The 12,976-nt window shown below is 72.5% G+C and carries 6 protein-coding genes; 5 read left to right on the top strand and 1 reads right to left on the bottom strand.

Going from position 1 to position 12,976, the window contains the following annotated elements:
• Positions 1 to 4 precede the first annotated feature (4 nt).
• The 5 genes from LNK82_RS14555 to LNK82_RS14535 all read left to right on the top strand — a co-directional run bounded on the left by LNK82_RS14555 (position 5) and on the right by LNK82_RS14535 (position 10,339).
• Positions 5 to 310, top strand: a complete 306-nt coding sequence (locus tag LNK82_RS14555) for a type VII secretion target (RefSeq protein WP_230567504.1) — start codon at positions 5 to 7, stop codon at positions 308 to 310.
• The gene (locus tag LNK82_RS14550) at positions 307 to 4,896 is read left to right on the top strand and encodes an RHS repeat-associated core domain-containing protein (protein ID WP_230567503.1); all 4,590 of its coding nucleotides are present in this window, start codon (positions 307 to 309) and stop codon (positions 4,894 to 4,896) included. The genes LNK82_RS14555 and LNK82_RS14550 overlap by 4 nt, the downstream gene beginning before the upstream one ends.
• 2 nt (positions 4,897 to 4,898) lie before the next feature.
• A complete protein-coding gene (locus LNK82_RS14545) occupies positions 4,899 to 5,291 on the top strand; it encodes a hypothetical protein (protein WP_230567502.1) in 393 nt (130 codons plus the stop codon).
• Between the two features lie 152 nt (positions 5,292 to 5,443).
• Positions 5,444 to 7,741, top strand: coding sequence for an RCC1-like domain-containing protein (locus LNK82_RS14540; protein WP_230567501.1), 2,298 nt, complete (start codon positions 5,444 to 5,446; stop codon positions 7,739 to 7,741).
• Positions 7,742 to 8,254: 513 nt separating this feature from the next.
• A complete protein-coding gene (locus LNK82_RS14535; RefSeq protein ID WP_230567500.1) occupies positions 8,255 to 10,339 on the top strand; it encodes an ATP-binding protein in 2,085 nt (694 codons plus the stop codon).
• 12 nt (positions 10,340 to 10,351) lie between these two features.
• On the opposite strand, the gene LNK82_RS14530 is transcribed toward LNK82_RS14535, so the two are convergent.
• Positions 10,352 to 12,565 carry a tetratricopeptide repeat protein gene (locus LNK82_RS14530; RefSeq protein ID WP_230567499.1) on the bottom strand — a complete coding sequence of 738 codons (2,214 nt, stop codon included), beginning with the start codon at positions 12,563 to 12,565 and terminating at the stop codon, positions 10,352 to 10,354.
• Positions 12,566 to 12,976 lie beyond the last annotated feature (411 nt).

Here is a 12,976-nt window from a genome sequence, read left to right as displayed (position 1 = left end):
CGCGATGACCGGGTACGAGGCCGTTACCGGTGAGATCGGCGCGTTGGCCGGTCGGGTGGAAGGTCTGGCGGACCGGCTGCGCACGGCAGCCGACGCCGCGCGGACGGTCGCGATGAACGACTCCGCGTACGGCGTGGTGTGCCAACCGTTCGCGATGTTGTTGCAGCCGTTCGAGGACATGGGCGTGCAGGCGTTGACCAAGGCGGCCGAAACCGTGTCGGACAACGCGGCGAAGCTGCGCGAGACCTCCCGCGACTACGACGCCCAGGAAGCCGGCGAGTCCGCGCGGTTCGACGGGATGAACACGTGAACAACCCCCTGATCGCGGTGCCGCAGAGCGACACGACGGCGGTCACCGGCATCGGCATCGCCGAGTCCGCGAACGACCTGGCGCAGGGCATCTCCGACGGCAGCTGGGTCGCCGCCGGGCTCGGCGGCATCGGCGTCGGCCTGGAAGTGCTGTCGATGGTCATCGACCCGATCGGCACCGTCGCCTCCTACGGCGTGTCCTGGCTGATCGAGCACGTGCAGCCGCTCAAGGAGGCGCTGGACTGGTTCGCCGGCGACCCGCCGGTGATCCGCGCGTTCAGCGAGACCTGGTCCAACGTCGCCGTCGAGGTCGCCCGCATCGCCGAGGACCTGGGCACGCAGGACGCGCCGGGCTGGCAGGGCGCGGCGGCCGATACCTACCGCGGGCACGCCGCGCAGACCGCGGACGCCATCGCCGGCGCGGGCACGCTCGCCGAAGGCGTCGGCGCCGGCGTGATGATCATGGGCGAGGTCGTGGCCGCCGTCCGCGAGATCATCCGCGACCTGGTCGCCGAGGTCGTCGGCAAGCTGATCACGTGGGCGCTGGAAGCGGTCGCCACCCTCGGCCTGGCCACCCCGCTGATCGTCGCCCAGGCCACCTCCACCATCGCCAAGGTCTGCAACCGCATCGCCGACCTCGTCCGCAAGCTCGTCAAGACCATCGGCAACGTCACCCCCCGCATCCGCAAGGTCCTCGACAAGCTCGGCGAGATCATGGAGAAGCTGGGCAAGCTCGGCCGCCGCGCCGACAGCCCCGGCACACCCAACACCACGACCCCGTCCAGCGCACCCAGCGCGCCCGACGCACCCACGGTGAAAGGCCCCGACGGCACCACCAGCCCGTCGAGCTCACCCGACGGCACCACGTCGCCGTCCGGCACCACCTCCCCATCCGGCACGACCAGCCCGTCCGGCACCACGTCCCCATCGGGCACCACCAGCCCGTCCGGCACGACGTCGCCGTCCGCCACGACGTCCCCTGACGGCACTTCACCGTCGGGCACGACCTCCCCCGGCAGCACCACGCCGACCAACCCCGGCAAGCCTTCGGGCACCCCGGAGCCGGACAGCCCGAGCCGGCCCGCGAACCCGGACACCACCAAGACGCCCGAGTCGAACCGGGTCTGCGAGAACGACCCGGTCGACGTCGCGAGCGGTGACGTCGTGCTCGGCCAGACCGACGTCGAACTGGCGGGCGTCCTGCCGCTGGTGCTGCGCCGCACGCACATCTCGTCCTACCGGGCGGGCACGGTGTTCGGCCGGAGGTGGGCGAGCACCCTCGGCCAGCGGCTGGAGGTCGATGCCCGGGGCGTGGTGTTCGTCGCCGAGGACGGGATGATCCTGGTCTACCCCAAACCACCCGAGTCGGGCGAGGTGCTGCCCGAAGCCGGCCCGCGCTGGCCGCTCACGCGCGACGGCGCCGGGTACGTGGTCCGCAGACGGGACAACGGTCACCTCCTCCACTTCGGCGGTCCCGGCCCCGTCCTGCCCCTCACCGTCGTGACCGACCGGGGTGCCAACCGGATCGACCTGGACCGTGACGCGGCAGGGGACCTGGTCGCCCTCCGCCACAGCGGCGGCTACCACGTCGACGTCACCACCGAAGGTGGCCGCGTCACCGAACTCCGGCTGCGCGACCCGCACGGCGGGGTGTCGACGACGTTGGTCCGCTACCGCTACGACGACGCCGGCGACCTGGCCGCCGTGTTCAACTCCTCCGGTCGTGCCCTGTCGTTCGACTACGACCACGCGGGCCGGCTCGTCCGCTGGCTCGACCGCAACGGGTGGTGGTACCGCTACCGCTACGACGCCGAGGGCCGGTGCATCGGGAACGAAGGCGCGGACGGGGTCCTGGACGGCACGTTCACCTACGAACGGGTCAACGGGCAGCGCGTCACCGTGTTCACCGACGCGCTCGGGAACGGCACCCGGTACCTGATCAGCGAACGCGGCCAGGTCGTCGCCACCACCGACCCGCTGGGCGCCACCACCACCCAGGAGTGGGACGAGTCCGACCTGCTGCTGACCCGCGTCGACCCGCTCGGTCGCGTGGACCGCTACGAGTACGACGACCACGGCAACCTGACCGCCTGGACCAGGCCCGACGGCACCCGGCTGCTCGCCGAGCACGACGCGGACGGGCGACCGCTGGTCACGGTCGACCCGGACGGCGCGGTCTGGCGGCGCACCTACGACGAGGCGGGACGGGTCACCTCCGTCACCGACCCGACCGGCGGTGTGACGCGCTGCGCCTACGACGAGTCCGGCCAGCTCGCGTCGGTCACCGACCCGGTGGGCCGGGAACGCCGGGTCGTCAGCGACGCGGCGGGCCTGCCGGTCGCCGAGACCGACGCGGACGGCCGCACCACCCGCTACCGCCGCGACCACTTCGGCCGGATCGTCGCCATCACCGACCCGTCCGGCGCGGTGACGAGCCTGGCGTGGACCGTCGAAGGGCGGTTGCTGAGCCGCACCGGACCGGACGGCGCCACCGAGCGGTGGAGCTACGACGACGAGGGCAACCAGGTCGAGTACCGCGACGCGAGCGGCCGTGCCACCACCGAGACCACGACGCACTTCGACCTGCCCAAGGTGCGGTCGTTCCCCGACGGCGGCCGGCTGGTGTTCGACTACGACCGGCTGCTCCGGCTCGTGTCCGTGACCAACGCCCACAACCAGGTCTGGCGCTACGAGTACGACGCCGCGGGTCGGGTGGTCGCCGAACGCGACTTCAACGGCCGCACCGTCCGCTACCGGCGCGACGCGGCCGGGCAACTGGTCGGCCGTGCCACCGACCTGGGCGAAGAGGTCACCTTCCTGCGGGACGCGGCCGGTCGCGTGCGGGAACGCCGCTTCGGCGACGGCGCTGAGCTGTTCGAGTACGACCCGGTCGGGCGCCTGGTGCGGGCGCGCAACCGCGACGCCGACCTCGTGCTCCGCCGGGACGTGCTGGGCCGGGTCGTCGAGGAAGGGGTGAACGGCAGGGTCGTGGCGTCGGCGTACGACGCGATCGGCAGGCGCGTGGCGCGGACGACACCGACCGGAGCGGTGTCGCGCTGGACGTACGGCGGCTCCGGTCGTGCCGAGGAGTTGCTGACCGGGGGTCACGCGATGTCCTTCGGCTACGACACCGCGGGCCGGGTCACCCACCGCACCACCGGCCCGACGACGATCACCCACGTGTGGGACGAGGCGCACCGGCTCAGCGCCCAATCCGTGTCGACGCGTCACGCCGACCGGGAGCACCTCGTCCAGCGCCGCGGCTACCGGTACGACCGGGCGGGCGCGCTGGTCGGCGTCGAAGACCTGCTCGGCGGCGACCGCAGGCTGGTGCTCGACGCGGGCGCCCGCGTGACCGAGGTCGTCGGCGACGGGTGGCGCGAGCGGTACGCCTACGACGCGGCCGGCAACATCACGCACGCGGAGTGGCCGGGTGGCGAGGCAGGTGGGCCCCGGGAGTACGCCGGCGCGGCGGTGGTGTCCGCGGGCAACGTCAGCTACCGCTACGACCGCCACGGCCGGGTCGTCCAGCGGTCGCGGAAGCGGTTGTCGGCCAAGCCGGACACGTGGCACTACCGCTGGGACGCGGACGACCGCCTGGTCGAGGTCGTCACCCCGGACTCGGTGCGCTGGCGCTACCTGTACGACCCGCTCGGCAGGCGCGTCGCGAAGCTGAGGCTCGACTCGTCCGGCGCGGTCACCGAGAGGGTCGACTTCTGCTGGGACGGGCTCGTGGTCGCCGAGCAGATCACCTCCGCCGGCGCCGCGACGACCTGGGACTTCGAGCCCGGCACCTTCACACCCCTGTGCCAGGTGGAACGAGTCCGCGACGACGTCGGGGCCTGGGTCGACCGGGAGTTCCACTCGATCGTCACCGACCTGGTGGGCGCGGTGTCCGAGCTCGTGGACGCGGACGGCGCGGTCACGTGGCGTCGACAGGCGAACATCTGGGGCGCCACCGTCGGGGTGTCGCAGGGCGCCGACACGCCGTTGCGCTTCCCGGGCCAGTACTACGACGCCGAATCCGGCCTGCACTACAACAACGCCCGCTACTACGACCCCCAGAGCGCCCGCTACACGTCCGTCGACCCCTTGGGCTTGGCGCCGGGGCCCAACCCGCAGGCGTACGTGCCGAACCCGACCGCGGCGATCGACCCGCTCGGGCTGTCACCGTGCCGGACGTACTACAGCGTGCAGGGGCCCGCAGACGCGGACCGCCTGATCAACAACGGCGGCGAGCCGTGGCCGTCCGGGGTGGACGGCAACGGCAGGCCGCGTTCCGAACTCGGTGACGGGCTCTACGCCTGGGAGACGCGGGAGCAAGCCGAGCGGTACCTGGACGCGGTGAGCAGCAGGCCGGGCGGTCCGACCGACCTGAGCATCATCGAGCACCGCATCCGCGGCGAGGACTTCGACAACCTGCGGCACGCGGACATGTCCACCATGGACGACGACGCCGCGACGGACCTGTGGAACTCCGGCGGACGGCACGACTACGACCACATCCAACGCACGACCGGGCGGTTCGGCAACGAGCACTACTTCCGGAATACGATCTACCACCTGTTCGTGAACACCAGGAGTTGAGCATGCCCGACGATCGCACCGGTGAGTACCGGCTCCGGCGCCAGCACGCGGGCGTCGGCTACTTCGGCCAGGTCCGAGTCCGGTTGACGACCGCGTCCGACGACCGGGTCGCCTGGGTGGTCGACCCCGACGACACGTCGTCGCTGCAACCGGGCCCCGACGGCGAGTTCGTGGACGCGGCGGTGGCGGGCGCGGCGGACGGCCTCGACCTGGTGAGCCGGTGCGGCGCGGACACCACCGGCGTCGCGGTCGAGGTCGTGCACGCCCAACTGGACCTGACCGACATCGAGGTGTCCGCCGTGCGGGCGGCGGCGGCCCTCGCGGTGGCCGACGCGTTCGGCGTGGCGGACCGACTGCACCTCGTCTACCGCGAAGGGTGGACCGTCCAAGCCTGAATCCGGTGGTGGTCGTCCACAAAGGAGGTTCCACTTCCGGGCGGCGCGGTTGTCGCGCAAGCGGCCGGTCAATACTCTGGACGCGGGTCGGGGGATCCTGCTCACCGGGGGGAACTGCTGTGCGTCGTGTACTACCCGTTGCTCTGAGTGCGTTGCTGGTCGGAGGGCTGCTGCTCGCCGGCCCGCCCGCGTCGGCGGCACCTCCGCCGGCCGAAGTCCAAGCCGGCGAGACCGGTTCGACCTTCACCGCCCTGTCCACGGTCCGCGTGCTGGACACGAGGGACGCCGGCAAGCCGCTCGGCGCGGCCGGCACCGTCACCGTCGACCTCGCCGCCCGTGTCCCGGCCACCACCACCGCCGTGGTCCTCAACGTCACCGGGGTGACCCCGACCACACCCACCTACGTGACGGTGTTCCCCAGCGGCGGCGCCCGGCCCGTCGCGTCGAGCCTGAACCTGACGCCCGGTGACGTCCGACCCAACCAGGTCACCGTCACGCTCAGCGCCGACCGGAAGGTCGACCTCTACAACAACAGCGGCACCGTCCACCTCGTCGCGGACCTCGCCGGCTACTACAGCACCGGCGCCGGGGCCAAGTTCACCGCGCTGGCGGCCAACCGCGTGCTGGACACCCGGCAGGACACGTCGGTGGGCCCCGGCGTCGCCCGCGCGGTCGACCTCTCGGCCTGGATCCCCGCGTCGGCCACGGCGGTCACGTTCAACCTGACCGCCACCAACGCGACCGCCGACACGTACGTCACCGCGTGGCCCGCCGGCACGCCCCGACCCACCGCGTCGAACCTGAACGTGCCACCCGGCGACACCCGCCCCAACCTCGTCACCGTCGCCGTGGGCGCGAACCGCGCGGTGAGCCTGTACAACAACGCGGGCACCATCGACCTGATCGCCGACCTGACCGGCTTCCACACCCCCGACTACGGCGCCCTGTTCCTGCCGATGAGCCCGACGCGGGTGCTCGACACCAGGGACGGCACCGGCGGCAGGACCGGTGCGGTGGGCGCCCGGCAGGTCGTCGACCTGGGGCTCACGACCAAGGCGTCGATCACGGCAACGGCCGTGGTGCTCAACATCACCGGCGTCGACGCGACGGCCGCGACGTACGTGTCCGCGTACGCGAGGGGGCAGCATTCGAACGCCTCGAACCTCAACCTGTCCCCCGGTCAGACCGTGCCGAACGCCGCCGTGGTCGGCCTCGGCAGCACCCGTGACATCCAGCTGTACAACAACGACGGGAGCGTTCACCTCGTCGCCGACATGGCCGGCGCGTTCGCGGTGCTCGACGCCCCCGTCTGCACGACCGACTGCATCTACGGGTGGGGCCGCAACGGCGCCGATCGCGCGCTGGGCACCGCGGAGGCGGTGGCGTGGACGTCCGTGCCGACGCGGGCGCGGCTGACCGACGTGCGCGCGATCACCGGCAGCATGTGGGGCACCCAGTACGTGCTGCGCGCCGACGGCACGGTGGTGGCCTGGGGGAACAACGACTCGGGGCAGCTCGGCAACGGGTGGAAGGCCGGTAACGGCGGTGGGTCCGTGGCGCCGGTCCGCGTGCTCGGGCTGACCGGGGTCACCGCCATCGCCGCCGGTCAGCTCACCGGCTACGCGCTGCGCGAGAACGGCACCGTGTGGGCCTGGGGCTGGAACGGCACGGGCCAGCTCGGCAATGGCGGTACCGGCAACTCGTCGGTGGCGGCGCCGGTCCCCGGTCTGACCGACGTCGTCGCGATCGGCAGTTCGTGGGGCACCGGCTACGCGGTGCGCGCCGACGGCACCGTCTGGGCGTGGGGTTTCAACAGCCAGGGCGAGCTCGGCAACGGTTCGAGCGCGACGCACTCGTCGGTGCCCGTCCAGGTGTCCGGGCTGACCGGCGTCACCGAGGTGTCGGGCGACAGCGGCGGCGAGGGCGTCTACGCGCTGCGCGGCGACGGCACGGTCTGGGCCTGGGGTTCCAACTACTACGCGCAGCTCGGCAACGGTCAGGCGTGCGGACCGTCCGGCAGCGGGCTCTGCTCTTCCCGGGTCCCGGTGCGGGTTTCCGGGCTGACCGGGGTGACGGCGATCGACGCGGGCCGCTACACCGGTTATGCGCTGCGCGGTGACGGCACCGCGTGGGCCTGGGGCTCCAGCTATCGAGGTGTGCTCGGCAACGGGGTCGAGTGCGAGCAGTACACGCCGGCGTGCGCGTCCGCCGTCCCGGTCCAGGTGTCGAACCTCTCGGACGTGACGCAGATCGCCAGCTTCGGCGAGGGCGCCCTCGCACTCCGCGCCGACGGCACCGTCGCGGGCTGGGGCCAGGACATCTACGACACGCTCGCCAACGACCGGACGTACACGCACTCGGCCGTGCCGGTTCCGGTGCAGGGCCTGTCCGGGGCAACCGCCATCACCGCCGACTACTACACCGCGTGGGCGCTGGTGCCGAACCCGTGAGCAGGGGGTGTCCGGCGGATCGCCGTGGTCCGCCGGACACCCCGGCAAGTCCTCAGTGGACTGTCCGCTGCTCAGGCCTCGGCACTGACCCACGAGCGGGACAACGCGTCCGCGAGCCTTCGCAGCCACCGTCCCGCGTCGCCCTCGATACCGGTCCCGTCCTGCGGCGAACAGCGCTGGACCGGGCTCGCGGGAACATCGTGCATCACCTCTGTCGTCCAGACCGACGCCCTACCGGTAACCGGCACGTAGTGGACAGCGGTGCACGCGGTACGTCGATGACCTGACGACAGCGGTGTCGCCACGCTGGCCGGTGCCCTCCCGCCCTCCCGACAGGGCAGCGGCGGCGCGCCATGTCCGGCGCGGTTCCTGGAGCCGTCCGGGCCACGCTCGGTCCTCACGATCAGTGCTTCTGAACGTCCACCGATGTCGACCAGGCGGCCGACTGTGGTGGGAACCGGAGGATGGTTGTCTTGATCAAACTGCCGGAGATCGCCGTCCGAGGAGAACATGATGCACAAGAACGTGATGTCGGGCGTGTCGGACAACGTCGTCCAAGCAGGCGTGATTGCTGGAGGGGTCCACTTCCACGCGGCCGCGGAGGCGAGGCCCGTGCCTCGACAGCTGCCCGGGCTGCCGCGCGGGTTCACCGGACGCGAGTCGGTGCTCGCTGCCGTCGAAGCGGCGATGCGCGACGCCTTGCCCGACACCGTGCCGGTGGTGGTGCTGTCCGGCATGGGCGGGGTCGGGAAGACGACCGTCGCGATCTCGTGGGCGCGCCGGACCGCCGAGCGGTTCCCGGACGGTCAGCTGTACGTCGACCTGAGGGGCTACGGGCTGGACGAGCCGTTGACGGCGGCCGAGGCGCTGGGTGGCTTCCTCCGCGCCTTCGGGATCCCCCCGGAGCGGGTGCCCCTGGACACCGGGGAGCGCGCCGCCGCGTTCCGCTCGCTCGTCGCCGAACTGCGGGTGCTCGTCGTGCTGGACAACGCGCGCGACGTCGAACAGGTCCGACCGCTGTTGCCGGGACCGGGGTCGAACGTGGTGGTGACCAGCCGCAACGCGTTGATCGGCCTGGTCGTGGAACAGGGTGCGACACCGATCCTCGTGGACGTGCTCGACACCGAGGAGGCCCACTCACTGCTGCGGGCGATCATCGGCGCACGGGTCGACGAGCAGCCGGAGGCGACCGCCGCGATCATCCGGCTCTGCGCGCGTCTGCCGCTGGCGCTGCGCGTCGCGGCGGGGCTGGCGCGGTCCGCACCGGAACGACCGCTCGCCGAGGTGGCGGGAACGCTGGCCGACGAGCACCGCCGGCTCGACTCGCTGGACGTCGGCGACCCGCGCACCGCCGTGCGCACGGTGTTCTCCTGGTCCTACCACCAGCTCCCGGCGGATCAGGCGAGGGTGTTCCGCCTGCTGGGGCTGGTGCCCGGCGCCACCACGTCGAGGCGTGCGGTGGCGGCGCTGACCGGGGTCGCGCACCAGGTGAGCGACCGACTCGTCACCGCGCTCGCCGAGGCGCAACTGGTGGCGGAGACCGCCGACCACCGGATCGGCATGCACGACCTGCTGCGGGTCTACGCGCTGGAACTGGCCGAGCAGGACGACCCCGAGGAACGGTTCCAGGCCGCCGAGCGCCTGTTCGACCACTACCTGCACGGTGCGGACCAGGCTGACCGACTCCTGACCCCCAACCGGTTCCGCGTCCCGCTGGCGGGCCGGCCCGTCGAGCTGCCGCTGTTCGCGGACCACGCCGCGGCGCTCGCGTGGATGACCGCCGAGCGGGACGTGCTGACCGGCCTGTGCCAGCTCCCGGACCCCCGTTTGGACGTCCGGTGCTGGCAACTGGCTTACACGATGCGCGGCTACTTCTTCCTCACCAAGGACTGGGACGCCTGGATCCGCTCGCACGAACGCGCCCTCGTCGCGACGCAACGCCTGGAGGACAGGGAGGCCGAGGCCGCGACCAGGAACAACCTCGGGCTGGCACTGCTGGAGCGGGGATCAACGGACGCGGCCGAGGACCACTACCTCGCCGCGCTGCGGATCTTCGAGGAGTTGGGCGACCGGCGCGGCGCGGGCAACGCGATGGGCAACCACGCGTGGGTGCTGCACGGGCGTGGCGACCACGAAGGCGCTCTGGAGCAGGCGAACCGGGCCCTGCGGAACTACCGCCGCTGCGACGCCCTCACCAACGCGGGCATCACGTTGCGCAGCATCGCGATCTTCGAGGCGGCGCTGGGCAGGCACAGCGCCGCGATCGACCACCTGCACGAGGCGATGGCGATCTTCGACGAGCACACGTCCGTGCTGGACACGACCATGGCGCTGAACTGCCTCGGCGAGGTGCACCACCAGTCCGGCGACCCGGAAGCGGCGGACCGGGCGCACGCGGGGGCCGTCGCCCTGGCCCGTGACCTGGGGAGCGTGTTCGAGGCGGCCCGCGCCCACCGCGGTCGGGCGCGGGCCGCCGTCGCGCGCGGCGACCCCGCGCGGGCCGTGACCGAGTTCGAGGCCGCACGCGAGCTGTTCGCCCGGTTGTCCGCCGCCGAGGCCGACGACGTGGCCGCGGAACTGGCAGGCCTGGGTGGCTGACCGGCACACCGCTCAGCCGCCCGACCGCGCTCTGGCCTCGCCCACCATCGTCGGGTCGAGACGTGGGTGCAGTTCGTCGGCCCGTGCCCACGCCCGCGCCGCCTCTGCGGAACGACCGGCGGCGGCGTGGACGTTGCCGAGGCCGGTCCGGGCACGGGCTTCCTCGTACCGGCTGCCGCAGTCGCCGGCCGACCTGACGGCCTGCTCGTACCGCTCGGCCGCCTGGTCGAGGCGGCCCGCCCGGAAGTGCGCCCACGCCGAGCCGTTCAGCGACATCACCAGGTCGAGGGGCAGTCCGAGCCGGCGGAACCGGTCGTACGACAGGTCCGCGTGCTCGACCGCGTCGTCGTACCGGCCGAGTTCGGTCTCCACGAGTGAGATGCCGCGCAGGGAGATGGCCGCGTTGCGCTCGTTGCCAAGTCGCCGGTAGGCCGCCTCGGCGGACCGGAGGCCGTGCCAGGCGCGTTCGAGATCACCCAGGTACAACGCCACCCAGGCCAGGTTGGACTCGGCGTTGATCGACCCGTGCTCGTCGCCGACCTCGCGGAAGAGTTCCATCGCTTCCGCGTAGTAGCCCCCTGCCTGCTCCAGTTCGCCGCGGTCGGCGTGCGCGATGCCCAGGTTGTTCAAGGTCATGGCCAGTGCGCGGTCGTCACCCGCGGCGCGGGCCGACGCCGCGGCGGTCCGGTGGGTGTCGATCCACTGGTCCCACAGCTTGGCCTGGAAGAAGTAGTCGCGCAGGAGGAACGCGAGCTGCCAGCAGCGGCTGTGCAACCCACGGGCGCCGGCCAGCCCGCACAGGCCGACCAGCGTCGGCCACCTCCGGTCGAGCCACGTCACGGCGCTCTCGCGGTCGGGGAACCCCGCCGAGAACGCGGGCAGGTGGTCCAGCTCGAGCGGCATCCGGTAGCGGTGCGGCGCGAGGTGCTCGTCGCTCGACTCGGCGAGCAGCAGGGTGTGGTCGAGCAGTCGGAGCACCGCGGCGTCGTGGTCCTCGGCCGCCGGCAGGGCGCGGGCGAAGTCGCCGAGCAGGTCGTGCAGCGCCACGTGACCGTCCGCGGTGTGGGTGACGAGGTGCACGTCGCCGAGGCGGTCGACCAGCACCCTCGCGCGTTCGAGGTCGACGCCGGCGAGCGCCGCGACCTCGTCGACGCCGATGTCGCGCCCGGGGTGCAGGGCGAGCAGCGCGAACACCCGCGCCTGCTCCGGCGGGAGTTCGCGGTGGGACAGGGCGAACGCCGCCGCGACGCTGCGCTCGCCGTCGTCGAGGACGCCCAACCGGGAGTTCTCGTCCGCCAGCCGCCGCTCGAAGTCCTCCAGCGACGGGTTCGCGCCCGTGCGGAACCGGGAGGCCGCGATGCGCAACGCCAGGGGCAGCAGGCCGCACAGCCGCGCGACCCGAGCGACCACCTCGTCCGGCGCGCCGGCGGCGCGCTCGCCGGCCACCGCGCGGAACAACGCCGCCGCCTCGTCCGCGGGCAGCACGCCGACGTCCACGCGGACCGCGTCGTCCAGCGCGTTCAGCTTGTTCCGGCTGGTGATCACCACACGGCACCTCGGCTCGGCGGGGACGAGCGGGGAGACCTGCGCGGTGCCGGCCGCGTTGTCCAGCACCAGCAGGAGCCGCTTGCCGCGCAGCCGGCCCCGGTAGAGGTTGGCGCGCGCGTCGGCTTGCGGCGGGATCTGGTCACCAGGCACTCCGAGCAGCCTGAGCAGCGGGTCCAGGACGTCGTGGGCGGTGGCGTGCGCGCCGTCCGCGGCGTGGCCGCCCAGGTCGAGGAACAGGCAGCCGTCGGGGAACCGGTCGGCCACGTCCCACGCGCCGCGCAGGGCGAGCGCGGTCTTACCCGCCCCGGCCATGCCGCTCAACACGCACACGCCTTCGGCGCGGGTGTCGCCGAGCACCGCCGCGATGGCTTCCCGTTCCCCGGCGCGGCCGGTGAAGTGCCTGGTCACGGGTGGCAGGCCGGTCACGGCGGTCACCGCCCCGCCGGCGGTCCGACGGTTCGACCTGGCCCGCATCAAGGCGAGCAGCGCTCCGTCAGCCGCCAAGGCGGTGTCGCACGCCTGGGCGAACTCCCGGTTGCCCGCCGCCTTGCCGGTCTCGACCTTGCTCAGGTAGCCCTTGCTGTAGTGGATCAACTCGGCGAAGGCGATCAGGGAATGCCCCGCGCGTTCGCGTCTCCTGCGCAGTTCGCCGCCGAAGTCCGGCTCGTGCCCGTCCATACCGGGATCATGCCCGTCGCCGGCGGGCGTGACGGTCGATCCGCGCCATCGGGGTCGGCGGGGGCGCCACCCACCGACCACGGCGACGGCTCAGCCGGCCAGGGCGATCAGCAACTGCACGAGCTCGATCACGACGTGGGTGTGCATCTTCGTCCACCTCCTTCGCCGGAGCGCGGCCGCACGCCGGGCGCGATTCACCCACACGCGCTATTTGCGGCCGGCATTCCGTTCTCGTTTCGACGGACCACCGAGGACATTTCCCCGATTCCCTGTCCGATTCCGACGAGAACAGCGTCGCGCGCTTTCCACCGATACGGGAGGGGTTTCGCGTTTCACCTTCGAACTGGAAACCAGGAAACAAGCGTGGACAGCGCGCGGTGCGTGGATACACTCGCCGAGGACGAAGGAGGA

Origin of the sequence: Saccharothrix luteola, assembly GCF_020859565.1 — a bacterium.
GTDB lineage: Bacteria > Actinomycetota > Actinomycetes > Mycobacteriales > Pseudonocardiaceae > Actinosynnema > Actinosynnema luteola.
Note: the sequence above shows the minus strand (reverse complement) of the source record. Positions and strands in the feature narration are given on the sequence as shown.

Excerpts from the sequence above, each read along its gene's own strand:
- LNK82_RS14555 (WP_230567504.1), top strand. The coding sequence starts at position 5 with ATGACCGGGTACGAGGCCGTTACCGGTGAGATCGGCGCGTTGGCCGGT.
- LNK82_RS14545 (WP_230567502.1), top strand. The coding sequence starts at position 4,899 with ATGCCCGACGATCGCACCGGTGAGTACCGGCTCCGGCGCCAGCACGCG.
- LNK82_RS14535 (WP_230567500.1), top strand. The coding sequence starts at position 8,255 with ATGCACAAGAACGTGATGTCGGGCGTGTCGGACAACGTCGTCCAAGCA.
- LNK82_RS14530 (WP_230567499.1), bottom strand. The coding sequence starts at position 12,565 with ATGGACGGGCACGAGCCGGACTTCGGCGGCGAACTGCGCAGGAGACGC.